22 protein-coding genes and 1 tRNA gene are annotated in these 21701 nt (G+C 45.9%); 18 read left to right on the top strand and 5 right to left on the bottom strand.

What is annotated here, in order from left to right; translation table 11 throughout:
- Positions 1 to 24 precede the first annotated feature (24 nt).
- The 5 genes from EZV76_RS12910 (at position 25) to EZV76_RS12890 (ending at position 4454) form a co-directional block, all read left to right on the top strand.
- Positions 25 to 1071, top strand: coding sequence for a sugar kinase (locus EZV76_RS12910; protein ID WP_136566981.1), 1047 nt, complete (start codon positions 25 to 27; stop codon positions 1069 to 1071).
- Positions 1072 to 1096: 25 nt separating this feature from the next.
- A complete protein-coding gene (locus EZV76_RS12905) occupies positions 1097 to 1762 on the top strand; it encodes a bifunctional 4-hydroxy-2-oxoglutarate aldolase/2-dehydro-3-deoxy-phosphogluconate aldolase (RefSeq protein ID WP_136566980.1) in 666 nt (221 codons plus the stop codon).
- A 190-nt stretch (positions 1763 to 1952) separates the two neighbouring features.
- A complete protein-coding gene (locus tag EZV76_RS12900; protein WP_136567046.1) occupies positions 1953 to 2825 on the top strand; it encodes a sugar phosphate isomerase/epimerase family protein in 873 nt (290 codons plus the stop codon).
- A gap of 92 nt (positions 2826 to 2917) precedes the next feature.
- A tRNA-Arg gene (locus EZV76_RS12895) sits at positions 2918 to 2991 on the top strand.
- Positions 2992 to 3239: 248 nt separating this feature from the next.
- Complete coding sequence (locus tag EZV76_RS12890; RefSeq protein WP_136566979.1) at positions 3240 to 4454, top strand: site-specific integrase; 1215 nt, start codon at positions 3240 to 3242, stop codon at positions 4452 to 4454.
- 20 nt (positions 4455 to 4474) lie between these two features.
- Here the strand turns inward: EZV76_RS12890 and EZV76_RS12885 are convergent, their stop codons facing one another.
- Positions 4475 to 6064, bottom strand: a complete 1590-nt coding sequence (locus EZV76_RS12885; protein WP_136566978.1) for a YifB family Mg chelatase-like AAA ATPase — start codon at positions 6062 to 6064, stop codon at positions 4475 to 4477.
- A 103-nt stretch (positions 6065 to 6167) separates the two neighbouring features.
- On the opposite strand from EZV76_RS12885, the gene EZV76_RS12880 reads away from it, so the two are divergent.
- A complete protein-coding gene (locus EZV76_RS12880; RefSeq protein WP_313790965.1) occupies positions 6168 to 6686 on the top strand; it encodes a DUF2116 family Zn-ribbon domain-containing protein in 519 nt (172 codons plus the stop codon).
- On the opposite strand, the gene EZV76_RS12875 is transcribed toward EZV76_RS12880, so the two are convergent.
- On the bottom strand, positions 6683 to 7399 hold the full coding sequence (locus EZV76_RS12875; RefSeq protein ID WP_161594419.1) for a JAB domain-containing protein: 717 nt from the start codon (positions 7397 to 7399) through the stop codon (positions 6683 to 6685). The two genes, EZV76_RS12880 and EZV76_RS12875, sit on opposite strands and share 4 nt — an antisense overlap.
- Before the next feature lie 540 nt (positions 7400 to 7939).
- Between EZV76_RS12875 and EZV76_RS17395 the strand changes: the two genes are divergently transcribed.
- Entirely contained in the window at positions 7940 to 8065 is a 126-nt protein-coding gene (locus EZV76_RS17395; RefSeq protein WP_262709763.1) for a hypothetical protein, read from the top strand.
- On the opposite strand, the gene EZV76_RS12870 is transcribed toward EZV76_RS17395, so the two are convergent.
- Entirely contained in the window at positions 8062 to 8691 is a 630-nt protein-coding gene (locus EZV76_RS12870; protein ID WP_136566976.1) for a hypothetical protein, read from the bottom strand. The two genes, EZV76_RS17395 and EZV76_RS12870, sit on opposite strands and share 4 nt — an antisense overlap.
- Before the next feature lie 42 nt (positions 8692 to 8733).
- Entirely contained in the window at positions 8734 to 9156 is a 423-nt protein-coding gene (locus EZV76_RS12865) for a hypothetical protein (RefSeq protein ID WP_136566975.1), read from the bottom strand.
- Between the two features lie 361 nt (positions 9157 to 9517).
- Here EZV76_RS12865 and EZV76_RS12860 point away from each other — a divergent pair, with 361 nt between their 5' ends.
- The 9 genes from EZV76_RS12860 to EZV76_RS12820 all read left to right on the top strand — a co-directional run bounded on the left by EZV76_RS12860 (position 9518) and on the right by EZV76_RS12820 (position 16343).
- Positions 9518 to 10834, top strand: coding sequence for a hypothetical protein (locus EZV76_RS12860; protein ID WP_136566974.1), 1317 nt, complete (start codon positions 9518 to 9520; stop codon positions 10832 to 10834).
- Between the two features lie 140 nt (positions 10835 to 10974).
- Positions 10975 to 11175: a PIN-like domain-containing protein gene (locus EZV76_RS12855; RefSeq protein WP_136566973.1), complete on the top strand. Its 201-nt coding sequence runs from the start codon at positions 10975 to 10977 to the stop codon at positions 11173 to 11175.
- Positions 11176 to 11640: 465 nt separating this feature from the next.
- Complete coding sequence (locus EZV76_RS12850; protein WP_136566972.1) at positions 11641 to 12087, top strand: SRPBCC family protein; 447 nt, start codon at positions 11641 to 11643, stop codon at positions 12085 to 12087.
- Complete coding sequence (locus EZV76_RS12845) at positions 12074 to 12400, top strand: ArsR/SmtB family transcription factor (protein WP_136566971.1); 327 nt, start codon at positions 12074 to 12076, stop codon at positions 12398 to 12400. The genes EZV76_RS12850 and EZV76_RS12845 overlap by 14 nt, the downstream gene beginning before the upstream one ends.
- Positions 12401 to 12437: 37 nt before the next feature.
- The gene (locus tag EZV76_RS12840) at positions 12438 to 12650 is read left to right on the top strand and encodes a hypothetical protein (RefSeq protein WP_136566970.1); all 213 of its coding nucleotides are present in this window, start codon (positions 12438 to 12440) and stop codon (positions 12648 to 12650) included.
- Positions 12651 to 12936: 286 nt separating this feature from the next.
- Positions 12937 to 13278, top strand: a complete 342-nt coding sequence (locus EZV76_RS12835; protein WP_136566969.1) for an ArsR/SmtB family transcription factor — start codon at positions 12937 to 12939, stop codon at positions 13276 to 13278.
- A gap of 4 nt (positions 13279 to 13282) precedes the next feature.
- Entirely contained in the window at positions 13283 to 13795 is a 513-nt protein-coding gene (locus EZV76_RS12830; protein ID WP_136566968.1) for an SRPBCC family protein, read from the top strand.
- Between the two features lie 351 nt (positions 13796 to 14146).
- Positions 14147 to 14803, top strand: coding sequence for an RNA polymerase sigma factor (locus tag EZV76_RS12825; RefSeq protein WP_136566967.1), 657 nt, complete (start codon positions 14147 to 14149; stop codon positions 14801 to 14803).
- Between the two features lie 301 nt (positions 14804 to 15104).
- Entirely contained in the window at positions 15105 to 16343 is a 1239-nt protein-coding gene (locus tag EZV76_RS12820; RefSeq protein WP_136566966.1) for a FecR family protein, read from the top strand.
- A 527-nt stretch (positions 16344 to 16870) separates the two neighbouring features.
- On the opposite strand, the gene EZV76_RS17080 is transcribed toward EZV76_RS12820, so the two are convergent.
- Positions 16871 to 17107: a hypothetical protein gene (locus EZV76_RS17080; protein ID WP_161594418.1), complete on the bottom strand. Its 237-nt coding sequence runs from the start codon at positions 17105 to 17107 to the stop codon at positions 16871 to 16873.
- 33 nt (positions 17108 to 17140) lie between these two features.
- Here EZV76_RS17080 and EZV76_RS12815 point away from each other — a divergent pair, with 33 nt between their 5' ends.
- Both EZV76_RS12815 and EZV76_RS12810 read left to right on the top strand, forming a co-directional pair.
- Positions 17141 to 20086, top strand: a complete 2946-nt coding sequence (locus EZV76_RS12815) for a SusC/RagA family TonB-linked outer membrane protein (protein ID WP_161594417.1) — start codon at positions 17141 to 17143, stop codon at positions 20084 to 20086.
- Between the two features lie 11 nt (positions 20087 to 20097).
- Positions 20098 to 21618, top strand: coding sequence for a RagB/SusD family nutrient uptake outer membrane protein (locus EZV76_RS12810; protein ID WP_161594416.1), 1521 nt, complete (start codon positions 20098 to 20100; stop codon positions 21616 to 21618).
- Positions 21619 to 21701: the final 83 nt, after the last annotated feature.

Here is a 21701-nt window from a genome sequence, read left to right as displayed (position 1 = left end):
CAAAAAATACGATTAGTAAAAGGAATGAAAAGAGTTGTGACATTTGGAGAGATTATGCTTCGATTGGCCCCTGAAGGTTTTTTAAGGTTTTCGCAAGCAAGCAGTTTTGATGTGGTGTACGGTGGGGGAGAGTCCAATGTGGCGGTTTCCTTGGCCAATTATGGGGTTCCCGTGGATTTTGTGACGCGACTTCCCAAGAACGACATAGGGGAATGTGCCCTTATGGAGATGCGGAAAAGAGGTGTTGGTACCGAACATATTGTATTTGGTGGTGACCGTCTTGGAATATACTTTTTAGAAACCGGTGCAGTGAGTAGGGGAAGTAAAGTGGTCTATGACCGTGCCCATTCGGCCATGGCCGAGATCACCAAAGGCATGGTGGATTGGGATACAGTGTTCAAAGGGGCCGAATGGTTCCACTGGACAGGAATCACTCCCGCCATATCCCAAGGAGCTGCCGATGCCTGTATCGAAGCCGTTAAAGCTGCCAAGAAATTGGGACTTACCGTTTCCACGGACCTTAATTATAGAGCCAAACTTTGGAAATTTTGTGACGATGCCAAGCGTGAGGAGATCATGTCCGAACTGACCTCATATTGTGATATCGTCCTAGGAAACGAGGAAGATGCAGAGAAGCACTTTGGGATCAAGCCGGAAGGACTGGACATCACTACTCAAGGTGAACATGTGAAGGCAGAGGCCTTTTTGTCGGTCTGTAAGCAGATGATGGAACGTTTCCCAAATGCCAAAAAAGTGATTACGACCCTAAGGGGATCCATATCCGCTTCGCACAATACGTGGGCAGGGGTTTTGTATGATGGGAAGACCATGTACAAATCCAGTGAATACCAGATCACCCATATCGTAGATCGTGTAGGTGGTGGGGATTCGTTTATGGGAGGCCTTATTTATGGACTGCTCAAGTATCCTGAAGATGATCAAAATGCACTGGACTTTGCGGTGGCGGCTTCTTGCCTGAAGCACACCATCAAAGGAGATGCGAACTTGGTTACAGTGGATGAAGTGGAGAAGCTCATGGGAGGAGATGCCTCTGGACGGGTTGCCCGATAATTAATATTTAGATAGAAGAAGATATATGGCAAGGTACAGTAGATTGGAAGTGGCGCAGGTGATGCAGGAAACAGGCATGGTCCCGTTGTTCTATCACCCTGATGTGGAACTTGGAAAAAAGGTGCTCAAGGCATGTTATGATGGTGGGGCACGTTTGTTGGAATTCACGGCCCGTGGTGATTTTGCTTATGAGGTCTTTTCAGAACTCAATAAGTACGCTTTGGCCAAACTTCCAGGTATGATTATGGGAGTTGGGTCCATTACAGATGCAGCAGCGGCTTCACTTTTTATACAGATGGGGGCAAATTTCATTGTGACCCCATCATTGCGTGAGGACATTGCAGTGACCTGTAACCGTAGAAAGATAATGTATTCACCAGGCTGTGGTAGTCTAACGGAGATTAACCGAGCCGAGGAGTTGGGTGTGGAGATCATTAAACTGTTCCCGGGATCGACCTATGGCCCCGATTTTGTGAAAGCAATAAAGGGACCGCAACCTTGGACGAGCATCATGCCCACCGGAGGGGTAAGCACGGAAACCGATAACCTGAAAGCATGGTTTGCCTCTGGGGTGACTTGTGTAGGTATGGGATCTCAACTGATCAGCAAAAAGGTTTTGGCTGATCAAGATTATGCCGGACTGGAAGCATTGGTTCGTGATACATTGAAGACCATTCAGGAAATCCGTTAAGGAACCTAGCATAAATCTGTAAAGCCAATAGCAACGAATTGATTCAATCAATTTTTGTTATTGGCTTTTCTTATGGAATTGTCTGCCGTTTGAAAACTTTGGGAATCTTGAAGTGAACAGGTAAGAATTCATAAAGGCAGATCCCCAAGAAAATCCTATATTGAACAGGAATTAATTATTACAGATGAAGATGAAAACAGTTTTAATATTAGCTAAAGGTGTTTTAGGTATATTTTTAACACTGCTTTTAACAGTAAGTTTAAATGCTCAAGAGAGTTTTGGCGGACTGGCCTTGTATACGGTCAGGGATAATATGGGAGATGATGCCAAGGCTGCCCTGGAGAAGGTAAAGGAGGCAGGCTACGCCTATGTGGAGGCCGCTGGTTACAATGATGGGAAGTACTATGGAATGGCTCCCGAGGATTTTAAGGCGTATTTGAATGGTCTGGGACTACAGCCGGTAAGTACGCATCAGGCATCCGCCACTTTGGACAATATTGATACTGAATTGGAAGCTGCCAAAAGAGTGGGATTTGAGTACTTTGTTATTCCAGTACCTCCAATGGGACTTTTTACCTACAATGCTGAGACCAGAAGTATGGGAATGAAAGGTTCTGTATCCGATTTGGCAGAAATACTTACCCAAATGGGAAAAAAATGTGAAGCCGCTGGATTGAAATTGTTATACCATAACCACGATTTCGAGTATCAAACGAATGAAGAGGGTATTGTACCCATTGATTACCTTTTGGAGCACACAGACCCAAAGTATGTGAACTTTCAAATGGATTTATACTGGGTGACCAAGGCAGGGGCGGACCCACTTGCTTATTTTGAAATGTATCCGGGCCGATTTAAGGCATGGCATGTCAAGGATATGGATGAGGAGGGAAAATTTGCCCCAGTTGGTGAAGGTAACATTGATTTTAAAAGGATTTTGGCTCAAAAAGAAGCTTCTGGAATGTTAAAATATTTCGTTGAGCAGGATATGACCTGGGACAAGGAACCCTTGGACGTGATTAAAATAAGCCACGAAGGACTCAAGAAAATAGGATTTCACTAGAGAATCAGAGGAAATAGGGGTGAAGGGGGTAAGAAATCAAAAAAATTTTTTTTACAACCGAAGACATTAGTATCTTTGCACCCGCAAACTTAGGTCGCGTAGCTCAGCTGGATAGAGCATCTGCCTTCTAAGCAGACGGTCGAAGGTTCGAATCCTTCCGCGATCACATCATACTTCCATATGAATCCAAAAAGCCCTAATTATCAATGATTTAGGGCTTTTTCATTTTCATTGCCCCTATTTGGTTCCAAACGTAAACAAAGGGATTGGTGAGCAATCCGGTGTGCAATCCGGTGTGCACTTTTGGCATTGCCAAATCCGCAAAAAGCGTGTCGATTTAATGTTAAAAATCTGAATATCAGTTGTCAACAAAGTAACAAAGACAACATTGAAATCGAAAAAAGGCAGAAAACCATGAAAAAATCGTTAGCAATCCTGTTCTACACCAGGAAAAGCCGATCAAACAATGACCAAAGGGCCTCCATTTACCTGCGCATCACCGTAGGCACAAAGCGCATCGAACTCAGCGTCCAACGAAAGGTAGACCCCAACCAATGGAACCCAGACGCAGGAAAGGTAAAGGGAAGCAGCCAATTCGCCCAGGACACCAACAAGTACCTAGACGAGATCCGCCACCGACTGTATGAAATCCACGGTAAAATGGTCTCCAAAGGAAAGACCATAACCGCCAACGGCATCAGGGATAGATTTCTCGGAAATGGCAAACGCGAAAAAATGCTCATATCCCTATACCGGGAACACAACGAACAGATCTTGGAACTGGTAGGCCAGGACTATTCCATGGGAAGGTACTACCAGCACAACAGGACCATGAAACATTTGGAAAAATTCCTAAAGAAGGAATACGGCAAAGAGGACATCCCCATCAAAAAAGTGGACCTCGCCTTTATCCAGAGCTTCGAGCACCATTTAAGGGTCACCAAGGCCGGGGGTAGAAACACCGTCACCAAGTACATCACCAACTTCAAGAAAATTGTCCGGATCGCCCATGCCCATAATTGGATCAACAAAGATCCCTTCTTCCACTGGAAGGCCCAATGGAAGTTCATCGATCGGGAAGTCCTGACCGAAAGTGAGCTTAATGTCCTACTGGAAAAGGAATTCAAGAACAAAAAATTGGAACGGGCAAGGGACGTCTTCCTATTCTGCTGTTTTACCGGGCTCTCCTATGCCGATGTAAAGAAACTCACCGAGAATGATATTGTCATGGACATCAAAGGTCAACACTGGATCAAGACCGAACGAAAAAAGACCAAGACCAAGAGCAGTGTTCCCCTATTGCCCATACCCATGGCGATCATGGAAAAATATGCAGCATTCCATACCCGAAAAACAGGATATATACTCCCCGTGGTAAGCAACCAAAAACTGAACGACTACCTCAAGGACATCGCCGAAATCTGCAAGATCAACAAAAAAGTGACCTTCCACCTTTCCAGGCACACCTTTGCCACCACCGTGACCCTGGCCAACGGGGTTCCCATAGAATCCGTGAGTAAAATGTTGGGCCACACCAATATAAAGACGACCCAGATCTATGCCAAGGTCGTTGACCGGAAACTGGCAGCGGATATGGATTTGCTCCAATCCAAATATAGGATTGGATAAGGAGCATTGGTCGGGAACTATTATCGACCCCCACCCACTTTACGCAGGGGATAGGAAGCAAAGCCCGAAGATTGGCCACTACCAAAGGACGGACGGTCAAGGCCCCGGAACCGGATAGCCTCTGCCAAGTGGTTGACCCCGATCTTTGGCGAATTTTCCAGGTCCGCAATGGTCCTCGCCACTTTTAGGATCCGTGTGTAGGCACGGGCGGAAAGCCCGTGCCGTTCCATGGCCGTTTTCAGGATCCATTGCGCATGGGAGTCCAGAGCACAGCATTCACGGACCATCCGCGAGGACATCTGGGCATTGGTAAAGCACCCCGGACTGTTATGGAAACGGGAGGCCTGTATTTTCCTGGCCCGTAATACCCGCCCACGGATGGTCCTACTATCTTCCGATGGGGTCGGTGCGGTCAGGTCCTCATAGGAAGGCGGGGACACCGGGACATGCAGGTCAATACGATCCAATAATGGGCCAGAGATCTTGTTCCGGTATTTCTGCACCTCCACGGGCGAGCAGGAGCAGGGAAGGGTCGGATGGTCCAGAAAACCACAGGGACAAGGGTTCATCGAGGCCACCAACATAAAGCGGGAAGGGTACCTTACCGAAGCCTTGGCCCTTGAAATGGTCACGCAGCCCTCCTCCAAAGGCTGGCGGAGCACCTCCAAGGTCGTCCGCTTGAATTCCGGGAACTCATCCAGGAAGAGCACCCCATTATGGGCCAGGGAGATTTCCCCGGGCTGTGGCGGCGCACCCCCACCGACAAGGGCCACATCGCTGATGGTATGGTGGGGGCTCCGGAACGGTCGGGCGGAGACCAAGGAATCGGCCAAGTGGTTCTGCGCAAGGGAATGGATCAGGGTAGTCTCCAAGGCCTCCGAGGCAGCAAGTGGGGGCAGGATGGTCGGCAGCCGTTGGGCCATCATCGTCTTCCCGGCCCCGGGAGGCCCGATCAATAGGATATTGTGTCCCCCCGCAGCCGCAATTTCCATGGCCCGTTTGCAGGATTCCTGTCCCATGACCTCCGAAAAATCAAGGTCATCGACCTGAGGGCCCAAGGTCCCCATATTGGGAGTACCTATCGTATGGGTCCCCGCTTCCTGCGTACCGTCCAAGATGGTAACGACCTGCCCCAAATGGTCAAGTCCATAGACCTCGATTCCATCGACCAGTGCCGCTTCGCGGGCATTGGCCCTAGGTACCCAAAGACCCTTGCACCCCATTTCCTTGGCCAGTACCGCAGCCGACAGCACCCCCCTTACCGGTAAGAGGCTCCCGTCCAGGGAAAGCTCCCCCAACATCAGGAAACCTTCCAATTTCTCATGTGGAATCTGTTCGGAGGCCGCCATGATCCCCACGGCCATCGCCAGATCAAAGGCCGTGCCCTCCTTGGGGAGCCCGGCAGGGGAGAGGTTGATCAAGATCTTTTTCCCCGGCATCCTAAATCCCGATTCCGCCAAGGCACTGTCCACCCGTTTCAGGCTTTCCTTGACAGCATTGTCTGGAAGGCCCACCAAAGTGCACTGGATGCCACGGCTGATCTTGGTCTCCACGGTAACGGGCCGGGCGGAGATGCCCTGGAGGGTAGCGGTACGGGTCTTTACCAACATAAGGTCGGGGTTAAGGGGTTATTGCAACGGCAAAGCTTGACATTCCCCTGCCACTAGTCGGTCGCCAACCGTATATATCCGTTTAATTATTTTTCACCGGCTAATGGACCTGAATTCAATATCCATGGACCAAGGCATTTCAACCCCTTATATTTCAGCTAAACATTGGTCTTTCGGTGGTGTAAAGGACAGAAAAAGGGCCAATGGTCAAAAATCCCTATTTTTGGACGAAGGCATTTTTATGGAAAGGCACTGTCTATACTGCAACGAACCCATCCAGGGCCGCTCGGACAAAAAGTTCTGCGACGATCAGTGCCGCAGCAGCTACAACTACAACAAAAATGCCGGGCACTCCCCGTTGGTCCGCAAGATCATCGGCATATTGAAAAAGAACCGAAAGATCATCAAGGAACTCAACCACGGGACCTCGGGAACCACCAAGGTAAGCCGGGAGGAACTCCTGGCCAAGGGGTTCGACTTCGACTATTACACGAGCATCTACCAGACCCGTGCAGGGGACGCGTACTTCTTCTGTTTTGAAATGGGCTATCTCAAGTTGGACAATGACAAAATACTGTTGGTGGTCAAGGACAACCACCCCCTAAAGGAGCGGGACGGTTAGCGGTACGGGAGGATCGGGACCAGGTCCAGGTCCGCAAAGCTGCAATGGGAAGTTTCCGAGACCATCAGGAAATCCATCAGGTCCAGCCCGAGGAGTTCGGCCGTGGCCTTGAGCTCTTCATAGAGTGCGATGTCCGAGGCACTGGGCACCGGATCGGTAAAGTCCCCCTTTTGGATGAACACCAGCTTGGAGGCACAGTGGTCCTGAATGGTGTAGAGCAGGTCCCCGAGGTCCAGGTCATCCGGGGTGTCCACATAGCTCGAAAGCTGGACCAGCCCGAGGAACCGTCGGTTGGAATTTGCCAGGAGGAACCAGGATTCCCGGTCGGACCTATCCCCATGGTATTCCCAGAAGAGCCGCACACAATCCCCGCTACCGTTCAGCACGAACAGTGAATAATCCTCCTGTACCGGAAGCCCCTTGCGGCGGTGGAGTTCAAAGGCGGCCTTAAGGGTGACCGCCTTGGCGGGACCGATCCCATGGAAGCGGTACAGCGCATGGGCAGGGACCTGGGACAAGAGTTCCAGATTCCCATCATAGCCATCGAGGATCCGCTGGGCCAGTCCGACCGCCGACTCTTTGGGAGTGCCTGAACCGATGAAGATGGCCAGGAGTTCCGCATTGGAAAGCGCATCCGCTCCGAAGAGCAGCATCTTCTCCCGGGGCCGTTCCGCGGGAATCCATTCCTTGATGGTGAATTTTTTACGTTTCATGATAGACATGTTTGGCGGGTGTTACCCAATGCAGGGCAAGGTGGACCAAATAGTCCGGCACAATAGGGGAATATCCGGATATATCCGTTAGTCACCGGCTGAACAGGAACCAAAAACGTCGAGATAAGCGGCCCCTCGAACCACAGGGAAAGGGCGGTACGACCTAAAAGGAAGTTCACGTGCCTGGATACCGATATGTAATTTTAAACGGAAATGTCCTATAATGCCTGTAAGGGATAGGCAGGGGGTCTAAGGTGCTATAAAGTTTTGTAAACAAGACCATTGTAATTTGATTCTAAATCCCGTTTCCTACAAATTAGTGCAAAAAGGGCCAAAATGCTTTTTTTTATATCCGTCCGCAATGGGTTGGAACAACGTGATTTTTGGAAAAGGAAGTCCGAAAAAGGGCCCGATTTACGGTTGACACGTCCAAAAAAGATTTTTTTAAAAAAGGAGAACCGAAATTTACGGGCCAAAGGGCGGTTTTTCAAAAGGCCCGTATCGTTCTTAAGAAAAGAAAAAATCCCCAAAAGGGAAGCCATGATACCGATAAGATCCCAAAAGCCCATATCCAAAGATAGGCAAAACTTTTTGCCCCTCTTGGGGACCACGGCCCTTTTCCGCTCCAATACCGACCCGGACCGGAACAGAGGGCTCGTCCATTAGGGACGAAAGGGTTCAAAAAAGACGTGACTGGCCCCTAAACTGCCCAGACCTCGGTTAATGGCATTGAGTTCCCCTTCGATATGTTCAATTTCTCCCTGGATGCCCGCCACTTTAAGGGAGTCGACCCTTTTTCTTGAGATTTCCTTGGCAAAGGAAGCGATAAGATCGTCCCGATCCTCAAGATGTTCCTGAAAGCGCTCCTTATAGTCCACGATTTTTTTAAGATTGGCCTTATCGGCATAGATGCTTTGGATCTCACCGATCCATTTTTCGTCCCTTCCGGGGTAAGCGGATTTGATCACCGTAAGGCCAAGGTCTATTTTTTCCGGATCTGGTTCCTTGAGCAGTTCCAATACCAGTTGAGCCCGTTCCCGGGCAATGGCCTCATCGGAACTCCGTCTACCGGCAAAGGAATCCGGTTGTTGTATGGCAAGGAACAAAACCCCTCCACCGAAGACCATGATCCCTATTTTGATGAACTCTATCCACTGATTGTAACGATGGGATTTGATTTCAGCATCGATCTTTTGGATTTCTTTGCGCTGCAATTCGATCTCGAGTTTCCTTTTGGAAGTCGGTGCCGCTTCCACGTGAATTTTCTCTTGGTCGGATTTCTTGTCTACCATAACGATTGGAGGTATTGATGAAAATGGTCCATAGCAGTGGATTCAATTGAACTGGATCTGGTCAAAACTGTCCAGGATCCGTTGGAGCTTTGATCTTCTGGGCCGGTGCAGGCCCGTTCTCGCCAACGCCTCCCATTCCGCCCGGATGCGTTCCAAACGTGCCCCGACCGTATCGAACCTGAACCTCCCCGTTGGAAAAACCTCTCGCAGATCGTTCGACCCCGCCTTGAAGAACCACAGCAACGACCTCAGGTCAAATGCCGTCAACCGATAACAGGCATCATGGCCCCGGGAAGATTCCAGGATCCGGATGTGCTCATAGTCAAAATAGATCTCCTTTCTCGCCGTCCGGGACAATTTAAAGCTCTTTTTGCCCTTCAGCCGATCCCGTGCCGAGGTGGTCTCCACAAAACCATGGCCCAGTAATACCGATTCCAATGTCGCATCTGCCCGAAAAGTGTCCATTATGGTAGGTTTATAGGGAAGGGCATCCGGCCCCCACCCCCTGTTAGTGAAGACTAAAAGTAACGATTAATGGAAAGGGCACGACATAGTGCCATACCATTTTGTCAACAAAGGCCGGCAAAGGATGTTCCCCAATGTCCCCAAGTCGCTACGATCCCAATCCCTCCTTTTTCTATGAATTACGGAAAAACCCCATAATTTTTAAGGATTATCTCTAATAAAATTAATGCGAAAAACCCTAAATTTAAGCATCGGATGATTCCATCCAACTTCCCCCAATGCCCCTTTATTCCTTACAGTTCCCAATTAAAATTGGGACAGACCCCGTTATGGCATATTCGTAACCAAACCGATATACATAATGAAAACAACACTATTTTTTGCCAGTCTGTTCTGCATGGCCTTTGGCCTCCAGCTGCACGCACAAACCCTAAAGGTGGGGTTTGGCACCGATAAGATCGATGTCACCCGGACCAAAAAGGACGTCTATGTCCCACTGACCCTAAAGATGGAATCCCCGGAAACCACAAAGGAAGTATTGGAACAGTACCAAGTCGAAATCAAAGTCGACGAAAGCAATACCGACATTTTGCCTTCGGGGTACCAACTCTATTTTGAAAAGGCCGACCTGTCGAGTCTCGGCAAAGGCCATGAAATTCTCCTTAGAATCACTGGTGACAGTATCGCGGACCGGCAACGCAGGCTGATGCTGCAGATCAAGGTTTCCCCCAAGGACAGCTCCGCACAGGCATTGACCAATACGGCAGAGCACCAAAAGCTGGAAATCCTCCTGAACTCCTACCAAGAAGCCTTGGACGGCTACAAATACTTGGCCTATGTAGGCACCAATTTCGATTTGGTCGAAGGCATCCGGGCTAAAGACCTGTTCTTTGCCACCAATGTCTATGACAGGCCCAAGGCCGGGGACAATGGCAATGTCGGGTTTTACCTGAGCCTTTATGGCAACAGGGCCTTTACCCAGACCGATTCCAGTGGGACCATCCGAAGGGAGGTCCGATTCGAGGCCCTTACCGACACCACCAGCCAGCGTATCACCATCTCCGATTACTACGCCAACAAATGGGTGACCGACAATATCGGGGCCCATATCAGCCCCTTGATCAAACTGGGGCTGTTCCGGTCCAACCACCCGGACCGCAAGATCGATTTCTACTATGCCCCCTCCATCGAGTTCGTCTACCGGCGGACCACCCTCAGTTTCATAGACCTGGAGAGGGAAACCCGCGACACTATGGCCCTGGACCTAAGCAGGGAAGAGGCCATATTGGACTATACCGGCGGCAAATCGACCACCATCAACCCACCACCGCCCCTGTACACCCGAGTTTATAACGAATATGCCTTCAATCTTGGGATACTCGGGGTTTTCCTGTCCCTGGAAAATGAGAAGATCAGTGTCAGGGTCCACGGTTCCATCGGCTATGCCTCCAATTACGATCGGGTCCTCGAAGAGGGCCTCAGGACCTCTGAGATCCGGCAACGGAGCGATATCTTCTTTTCCGGAAGGGCCTGGGTCACCGATGCCAAATCCGGGATCACCCTACAGGCCGAGGTGACCAACTCCGCCATCAATCCCCGACCGTTCTTTGTCGCCACCCTGTCCAAGGCCTTCAACTTTAAAAAGATCGGGGAGTTTTTCCAACCCATTGTTCAATAGTGATCAAAAAGGAAAGTTTTTGATTAGGGGCAAACAATGCCTCGCTGCCATTAATTATGGAAAAATGGATACGGCCCGATCAATATCCTTAATATTCAACCCTTGGAAGAAAACTTCCCAAGATTACATAAGTGCATAAAATGAAAGACGAATTCCCAGGGTATTTCAGACCGACCGAAAAAAAAGTGGAGGAAATCTGGCGCAAAGCCCTGTTCACCTTTGATGCCAATGTGCTTCTCAACCTGTACCGATATTCCGACGAGACCAGGGATGAAGTGTTCAAGGTACTTCAACTGGTGGAAAAGAACAGCCTGCCCCCGACAGCTGACCCGGATAAATGAATTCGCTTTTCCGGTTACGGGACGGCAGGCTGCCATATTATGGAAAAACCAAAGAATCTTGTAAAGTCAAGGCATCAGCTCCATTGGGATCGAAATTGGATGCCGAAACTAAAAGGATAGTGACACCCGAGCAAATAAACCGCCTTCAATTCGATGAAAGGAACGATATGATTACTACCAAGGAACACCGGATGCCTGATTTGCGATGCCTCGCAATCCCGCACGATAAAGAACCACAACAATGACCTCAGGTCAAATGCCATCGACCGATAACAGGCATTACGGCCCCGGGAAGATTCCAGTATTTGGATGTGTCCCATGGTCAAAATAGATCTCCTTTCCCACCGCCCAGGACAATTCAAAGCCTTTTTTTGCCCTTCGGCGATTCCAGAACAAAATCCCGTTTAAAAATTTGCGTAACCTACAAGTTACATTTATATTTGCGTAACCTAAAAGTTACATATTATGCAAAGAGAAATCAAGCATCGGTTCGCATTTTCACAGCCCGTTGAAATTGTCTGGGAACACTTGACCGATTCCGAGCTATTGGCCCAATGGCTCATGCCGAACGATTTTAAGCCCGTGGTCGGTCACAAGTTCCAGTTTGGCGCAAAACCAAAATACCCATTGGGTTTTGATGGAAGGATCTATTGTGAGGTACTGGAAATCGTCCCCTATAAAAAACTCGTTTATTCATGGAAGGGAGGTCTGTCCAAGGAAAATCCATCACTCGTCTCCACGGTCACCTGGATACTCACACCAGTGGACCATGGTACGGTTCTGGAGTTGGAACATGAAGGGTTCAAAGGTGTCAAAAACTACCTGGCCTTTATCATTATGGACAAAGGGTGGGCAAAAATTGGCAAACGCATGTCCAAGCAACTGAATCTTTCGTCACATGACATCATATAAATTGGATGCCTTCCAAGTTGTTGCAGACCCTAGCAGGCGGCATATTCTACAGCTTTTGTCAAAGGACAGTCTGACCATAGGTGCCCTTGCGGAAAATTTTGAGATGAGCCGCCCTGCGGTATCCAAACACATCAAGATCCTGAACAAGGCAGGGTTTATTTCCATACAGGACATTGGTAGGGAACGGTACTGCATCCTGAAACAGGACGGCTTTGACCAATTACAGGAATGGATCGACCATTTTGATGGTTTTTGGCTTTCAAAACTGCAAAAACTGGAAATGGTATTGGAAAATAAGGCAAACGGAAAATAACATTGGACCTACTCCGGGATATTACTTCACCTTTCGGATGAAACCCCAAAAAGGTTGGGACGGGACCACACATGGTAAAATGATCGATGTCAGGCCACAGGAATATATTTCCTATACCTATCGTGGCGGGGCCACAGGCGAAAAGGCTTTGGCCTGTGCAGGCATCCATTCCGGCACTGCGGATAAAATGACAAAAGGAATTTTTACCAAGTTGGACCCGATATTGAGTTTTAAGTCGGGACCGACCTGAGGCGGGACAGTCCTATAGTTGGAGCATTCGGGCCATAAAGGATTGAACTTGTCGTTATCGGTTTCATTATGCAAATGGGCTGGAAAAGGCAACTGACCAAGAAATTACCGAAAGTGTTGGAATAGATAACGTTCTAAAAACCCAAACAGGGAACACCGTTGGTGTCCATTTGGAAACAAATGACCTAGATTATACTTCCCTTTCTGATTTTCTCACCAAAACGCAAAATAAACTTGCGTAACCAAATGCTTACATATATATTTGCGTAACCAAACGCTTACACAATATGTCGACAGAAGCCAGACGTGATGTTTTTCAGGCCATAGCAGACCCCACAAGGCGGCAAATAATAAACCTGATCGTCAAAGAGTCCATGAACCTGAATGCCATTGCCGAAAATTTCAATATCAGCAGGCCCGCTGTCTCGCAGCACATCAAAATTTTGACGGAGTGCGGTATTGTCAGCATAAGGCAGGAAGGACGGGAAAGATTCTGCGAACCGAAATTGGCGGCACTAAAGGAGGTCTCCAACTGGGTGGACCAATACCGACAGTTTTGGAACGATAGATTCGATTCGCTTGACAATTACTTGACCAAAATCCAATCCGATAATAATTTAAAAAAATAGAAAAATGGAAAATCGATCGAACAAAAGAGCAGGCCTAAAAATTGTGCGTGAATTCGAAGCCCCAAAAACGTTGGTATTTGACGCATTTTCGACCGCAGGGGCATTTGCCCAATGGTGGGGACAGCCCGGGATGCCCGTGACCGTGGCACTTTTTGACTTCAGACAAGGTGGAAAGGTGCATTACAACATGCAGGGGAACGGACAGATCATGTGGGGGGTGCTGCACTATAAGAACATGCTCCGACCGGACTTGATAGAATTTGTCAGCTCATTTTCAGATGAAGAGGGGAACATTTGCAAATCACCATTCCCGATCGACTTTCCATTGGAGATTTTCAACCAGGTGACCCTTGACGAAAACAATGGGATCACAACCTTGACCCTTTCGGGACACCCCATCAATGCAACTGCCGAGCAAGAGGCCACCTATTATGCCATGATCGACAACATGAACCAGGGATTTGGCGTAACAATGGATCAATTGGAGGCATACTTGATCAAACAACTGGAACAATGAAAAGGGGACTTTATTTTTTTGGATTTTTACAATTCTGCTGCCTGTTTTCACCATGTTGACCCCCATGACCCAACCAACCCCATCCAGTAAGAGTGAGCAAACCAAAAGGGGTCCGTGACCCACCCAACCCCATCCAGCAAGAGCGAACAAACCAAAAGGGGTCCATGACCCAACTATCCCCCCTCCGGCAAGAGTAAGCAAACCAAAAGCGGTCCATGACCGCGACAGAATACTCCCACGCCGTCCAAAAGCAAAGGACTACACATTATATTTTCATTACCCCAATGTAAAATTTATTATACCTTTAGCCCGACCCCCGACCATATTTAGGGGATTGAAAAACACGGAATTGTGGCAGAGACCTTCTCCTTTTTCTTCGGCGCAGATCGGGACGGGACCCATAACGGCGACCGGTCCCAAGACGGGAATGCCCCCATGACCGACCTCCAGCTCTGGACCGCCTTCCAGCGCGGGAACGAGACCGCCTACGCCACCATCTACCAAGAGAACGCCGACCGCCTTTACGGCTACGGCATGAAGCTCGTCCGCGACCGGGAACTCGTCATGGACGCCATCCAGGATCTTTTTGTCGAACTCTGGGACGCCAAGGAACGCCTCGGCAAGGTCCGGGCCATCAAGTCCTACCTCTACCGCTCCATCCGACGCAAGGTCATCGACCGGGCCGGGAAACGGCGGAAACAGCTCTTTCCCATCGACGAGGAGGAAATGGAGCCCACCCCCTCCACCGAGAGTAGTCTGATCGAGGAACAGCGCAAGGAAGAAGGCCACAAAGGCCTCCAAAAGGCCCTTGCCCAGCTCAACCCCAGACAGCGCGAGGTCATCCACCTGAAATACTACGCCCGCTTGGATTATGGGGAGATCGCCGAGATCATGGGCACCGACAAAAAGGCCGTCTACAACCTGATGGCGCGCGCCATCCACCAAATGCGGCAGCATATGGACACCTGGGCCTACCTCGGCTTTGTCGTCTCCCTGCTCCGCTCCTGACGCTCGGCGTCCCCGATAGTTTTTTGTCGTGGGCCTTCCTGCCTATATGCATTTCCACAGCGTAGACCCTGGGCCTTTCGGTAGAGTTTATCCTGAGCGCAGCCGAAGGGCCCAGGACAGGCCCCGTCAATGGGCCCTGAATCGTCAATAAATTTCCCATTTTCCTGCCAAAAATGTTAAGAACCTTGCCGCAACATCAAGAAAACTTTAAAAAAATGCTATTAAATTGAAGTAATCCCCAAAAGTTTTCCTCTTAGGGAGAAAGGGGACCATTGAAGCTCCCCTGGTTCATACCAATTCAATGGCATACGAAGACTACGACATAGCGGATTTTATCCAGGACAAAGATTTCCAACAATGGGTGCTGGAGCCCGATGGCCGGAGCGAGGCCTTCTGGGCGGACTGGCTGGCCGACCATCCCGAAAAAAAAGGGACCGTGGCCCAGGCCCGCCGAGGGGTACAACAACTGGCCGGGGAGGTGGAACACCTCTCCCAAACGGATATCGATGCCCTATGGCAACGCATTCTGGACAACCGCGGGAGGGTACGCAGCCTAAAACATCAAAGACGTTGGTCGACAAGGACCTTACTGCGGATCGCCGCCGTCTTTGTGGGGATCATGGCCATCACCTTCCTGATAAAACAACAGTTGGACCAAAACACCAAAGGGCCCATGGCCCCCCCGATCATTGTCGACAACCAGATCACCCCCGGGACCGACAGGGCCACCCTGACCCTGGAGGACGGCACCGAGGTGGCCCTGGAAAAAGGGAGGGTCTATCAGACCCCTAATGTTTCCAGTAACGGCGAAGAACTTGTGTATGTGTCATCCCGAGCGGAACCCCAAAACCGCAACCCGCAACCCGCAACCAACACCCTCACCATCCCCCGTGGCGGCCAGTTCTTCATCATACTCGCCGATGGCACCAAGGTATGGCTCAATTCGGAATCCCAACTAAGATACCCCGTGGCCTTTACCGATGGAGAGGCCCGTGAAGTGGAGCTCGTCTATGGGGAGGCCTATTTTGAGGTATCCCCCAGCACCGAACATAAAGGCTCACACTTTAAAGTATTGTCACCCCGAGCGCAGTCGAGGGGCAACAACCAAATCGTGGAGGTATTGGGCACGCAGTTCAACATCAGGGCCTATGCGGACGAGCCCGTCATCTATACGACCCTGGTCGAAGGGAAAGTGGCCCTGGCCCATGATGGAAAAACGGAAGACCTGTTGCCCGATCAGCAATTCCGATATGATGTCGAGAACAGATCAGGGACCCTCTCCACCGTGAACGTCTATGACGTGGTGGCCTGGAGGCAGGGGGTGTTCAGTTTCGAACACGCCACCCTGGAGGACATCATGGACGTCCTGGAACGCTGGTACGATATGGAGGTCACCTTTGGGGATGACCGATTACCGTCCGTCGAATACAGCGGCTCCATCAATAAGCGGTACCAGATCGAGGAAATCTTACGTGCCCTTATCGGCACCGAGACCATCCGGACCTATGAGATACACGGGAACCGGGTCATTCTTAAATAGACCATCGGGATAAAAGAGGTCAAATGAATGAAAAAGGAAAAGAGTTATGAGTTGCGAGTTAAAAGTTAAGGGTTTGCCTGCCCAAGGCAGGAGACAAGGGTTAAAAGTTAAAAAGTCAAGGGTTGAAACCTGATTGCCGAATACTCGAATAAACAACAGGACCGAGCGTATAGAACATCGTCCAGTGGACGATTTCAGCGAAGGGGCCAGCCGGCGCGAAGGCAAGAACAACAATAAACCATAAACAAAACGGGGTCCATGACCCCAACAAATAACCGAATACCGAAAAACAATAAACCAAAAACCAAGCACTATGAGACCAAAACCCAACACCTAACAACCAGAAAGCAATAACAAAAGGGAGCATATGGTCTTTACCTGACAAGTGCCAACCATACCCTCCCAACGTCAATTATCAGTTCAATAACTAACAAGTAACACTCAAAAGTATGGAAATTAATCTTAGAGAATCCCTCTATCCCAAAATAGATGGGCTATTGAAATGTATCATGCGCACGCTAATCCTCTTATTCTGTGTCGCCACCTTCGGGCTGACCCCCAAAGAAGGCATCTCCCAACGGATCACCATCGATACCGACAGGACCGTGTCCGTCGATGAGGTATTCCGTATCATCAAGTCCCAGACTACTGACTATCTGTTCATCTATAAAGCGGACTTGTTCAAAGACCTGCCTAAGGTAGAACTGAAAAAGGGTACAATCCGGATGGACAAGCTCATCAACCAGACCCTTTCCGGAGCCCAACTCAACGTGGTGGTGACAGGGAACAATACCATAGTGATCAAGGAAAGGAAAAGGAGCGAACAGCAACAGGTCACCGGAAAGGTCTCGGACGAAAACGGACAGCCCATCCCTGGTGTAACAGTGCTCATAAAAGGCACCACCAACGGCACCGCAACCGACTTTGACGGCTCTTACAGCATTACCGTACCCAACCCAGAAAATGTCTTGGTATTCTCTGCTTTGGGGTTTGCAACCCAAGAAATTACTGTGGGCAACCAAAGTGTTATTAATGTAACGATAAAAGAAGAAGTTAGTGAGCTAGGCGAGGTGGTTTTGAATGCAGGGTATTACAAGACATCCAAACGTACTTCTACAGGGAATATAAGTAAAATAACTACAAGAGAGATTGAAAAACAACCAGTATCAAATCCGATGCAAACATTGCAAGGAAGAGTTTCGGGTCTATATATACAGCAGGAGAATGGATTACCGGGGGGCAATTTTGATGTAGTTATACGCGGAAAAAATAGTATCCTCAATGGTAACAATCCTTTGTATGTAATTGATGGAGTTCCTTTCAATTCATCAAGTTTAAGTTCTGATACAACTTCAGGAGGCACATACCCTGGAGGTAGCGGAGTAAATCCATTAAATATTATAAATACTAATGATATTGAAAGTATTGAAGTTTTAAAAGATGCAGATGCTACAGCGATTTATGGATCACGTGGAGCTAATGGTGTGATTTTAATTACTACAAAAAAAGGTAAAGTTGGTAAAACAAAAATAGACTTGAATATTTATAGTGGAATTAGTAAAGTAGGTCATAAAGTTAAATTATTAAATACTCAAGAATATATTGAAATGAGAAATGAAGCCTTGATAAATGATTCAAGAACGAATTGGGAATCATGGGAATATGATATGAATGGAGCATGGGATCAAAATCAATATACTGATTGGCAAAAGGAATTAATAGGAGGTACTGCTAATGTTACTAATACTCAAATATCTTTTTCTGGGGGTAATTCAAATACTCAATTTTTATTGAGTGGAGGTCAGTATGAAGAAACTACAGTATTTCAAGGAGATTACAAGTATAATAAGAAATCTGCTCACATGTCCTTTAACCATCTTTCACTGGATCAAAAATTTAATGTTACTGCTAGTGCAAATTATTTAGTTGATAAAAACAATTTATTAGCGACAGATTTAACAAGAACAGCTTTAACGTTATCTCCAAATGCTCCTAATCTTTACAATGATGATGGGGAACTGAATTGGGAAAATGGAACTTGGAATAATCCACTTGCGAGAAATGAATATAGATATAAAGCAAAAAATAATAATCTAATAGCCAATGCTCAAATTGGTTATAAGATTTTCTCTGGATTTGAAATTAAAATGAATTTAGGGTTTAATGATTCAAGATTTGGAGATAGAAATGTTTTTCCCGCAACATTGGTTTCTGATCCAAGTAGAAATGTAACTTCAGAAAGATCAAGGGTTCAAATTAACACACACCGTTTGCAATCATGGATTTTTGAGCCACAAATCAGTTATTCGTCTAAATTGGGAGATGGTCAGCTAAATTTCTTGATAGGAACTTCTTTCCAAGCACAAGAGAGTGAAAAAATAGTACAAATTGGAAGAGGGTTCAGTTCAGATGCTTTGGTTGAAAATATTGCAGCAGCAACTAATGAAGCTATAGATAGTTATGATTTTAGAAAATATAAATATGATGCGATTTATGGAAGGATAAATTATTTATGGAAAGAGAAATACATTTTAAATTTAACTGGACGTCGAGATGGGTCAAGTCGGTTTGGACCAGGCAAAAAATTTGCAAATTTTGGAGCAATTGGAGCAGCATGGATTTTTTCTGAAGAAAATAGTATTAAAAAGAATTTACCTTTTTTAAGTTATGGGAAATTAAGAATTAGTTATGGAACTTCTGGAAATGATCAAATTGATGATTATGCTTATCTCGATAATTATAATTCTGTAGGAGTTTATCAAGACATAAACGGCTTAAGCCCAACCAGTTTATATAATCCTAATTACGCATGGGAAGTTAATAAAAAACTTGAAGTTGGACTTGAACAAGCATATATTAATAATCGAATTGTTTTTTCAGCCAGTTACTTTCGAAATCGTTCCTCAAATCAATTATTAGATTATACATTGGCAATGACAACAGGTTTCACAGGAATAAGAAGGAATCTTCCAGCTACAGTACAAAATACAGGCCTTGAATTAGAATTTCAAACACTGAATATTAAAAAAAATGGTTTTACTTGGGTGACAAGTGCTAATTTAACAATTCCAAGAAACAAACTAGTTGATTTTCCAGACATTGAAAATTCAACTTATAGAAATCAATATGTTGTAGGAGAACCATTGAGTATTTTAAAAAGATATAAATTATTAGGAGTTAATTCTGAAACTGGTATATATGAATTTGAAGATATGGATGGAGACGGAATTATAACCGCTAATGATAGACTTTTAGTAAAAAATGTTGGACAAAAAATGTTTGGTGGAATTAATAATAGTATTTCGATTAATAGATTTCAAATTGATTTCTTATTTCAATTTGTTAAGCAAACAGGTTTGAGTTATTTTAATAATTTAGGCCTTTTTCCAGGTATTCAAGGAAATCTACCAAGATATCTTTTGGATAGATGGCAGAATCCTGGCGACAATTCATCGATTCAGCAGTTTACCACTGGGTATAATTCTGACTCATCATTATCTAATTTAAGATACCCTAGTAGTGACGCAGCCATTGTCGATGCATCCTTTATTCGATTAAAGAATGTTGAATTATCCTACCAAATCCCTGAAAAGCCTTTAAAAGGTATTAAGAGCCGTATTTATTTACAAGGCCAAAACCTATTAACCTTTACAAATTACATTGGTTTGGATCCGGAAAATTTCGGAAGTGCAGTATTACCACCCTTAACAACTTTAGTGCTTGGGGTTCAAATAACATTTTAAATTCAATGAGTATGAATCAAGATTTAAAAATCAATATTATGAAAAGAATATCTAAATTAATCAAACCAAATATTATCCAAGTGTTTTCAAATCAAAAAATCAAAATTATTAACTTACTATTTTTAGTATGTGCATTAATAATAGTATCATGCGAAGACTTTGTTGATATTGAGCCTCCAATAACAGGATTAACCAGTGAATCTGTATTTAAGGATGACCTCACAGCAACTGCTGCTCTATCGTCATTATATAGTCAAATGTCAGGAGGTTTTTTAGGAAGTACCATTAATGGTTCAACAATACTCAATGGTTTATTAACAGACGAGTTAATTCCTGCTAACGGTCTAGATCAAAGTTATTTAGAGTTCTATAATAATAATGTTTTTCCCAATAATACACTTATTTCAGGTGTTTGGGGAGATGTTTATAATGTAATATATAAATCAAATTTAATTATTAAGAATTTAAATGAACCTACAAGTGAAGTTTCTCCTGAATTAAAAACTCAATTAGAAGCAGAAGCCAGATTTATAAGGGCATATTCACACTTATATTTAAGTAATCTTTTTGGAGATATTCCATATATCACATCAACAGATTATGAAATTAATAATACTCCATTTAGAATTTCTATTGAAGATGTTTATGCTAACATTATTGAGGACCTTTTGACAGCAAAATCAAATCTATCAAATGATTATTCTTTTTCTAATGAAGAAAGAGTGAGAGCAAATAGATGGGTTGCGTCAGCGTTGTTAGCTAGGACATATTTATTTGTAAAAGACTGGGAAAAAGCAGAAAATGAGTCAACAAGTATAATTAACAATTCATCAGATTTTAATTTAGTGAGCAACTTAAGTGAAGTATTTTTAAAAGATAGCAAGGAGGCTATTTGGCAATGGTGGCCAGGATCAAATGGACAAAATTCAGGTGAAGGATCAATTTTTATTTTAGAATCAGCACCAGTAAATGTATCACTTCGACCGGATTTTTTAAATGCTTTTGAATTTGAAGACGAAAGAAAAAATCAATGGGTTGGAAGTTATACAGATGGTTTATCTAATACCTGGTATTTCCCTTTTAAATATAAGTTAAAAGATCCAACTCCTACATCTCAAGAATATTCAGTCATTTTAAGACTAGCAGAACAATATTTAATAAGAGCTGAAGCTAGAGCAGAACAGGGTAATTTTACAGGAGCAAGAAATGATATTAACATGATTCGAAGTCGCGCTGGACTTTCGATGATAACAGCTGGTGACAGAATTTCTATATTATCTGCTATTGAGCAAGAAAGACGTGTTGAATTTTTTTGCGAATATGGTCATAGATGGTGGGATTTAAAACGTTGGAATAGAGCAAATGCCGTATTATCTCCTATAAAAATTGGATGGGAAGCAACGGATATTTTACTACCAATACCTGAATCCGAAATATTTATTAATCCAAATATTCATCAGAATCCTGGTGTACGTCTTCAAACGAATCTGAACTGGCCCAGTCCAAAGTTAAGTCATAGTTTCAACTTTTGAATTTGGTGCTCTTTTCTTCTTTTGAGCATCGTTCTTCTCTTTATCAATTTACGGTTTTCCAATATCTTTTTGTCCAATCCAAA

The sequence above is a fragment of the Flagellimonas alvinocaridis genome (assembly GCF_004916895.1).
Classification (GTDB): Bacteria; Bacteroidota; Bacteroidia; order Flavobacteriales; family Flavobacteriaceae; genus Flagellimonas; species Flagellimonas alvinocaridis.
The sequence above is the reverse complement of the archived record's forward strand: the minus strand, read 5'-3'. Positions and strand labels throughout refer to the sequence as shown.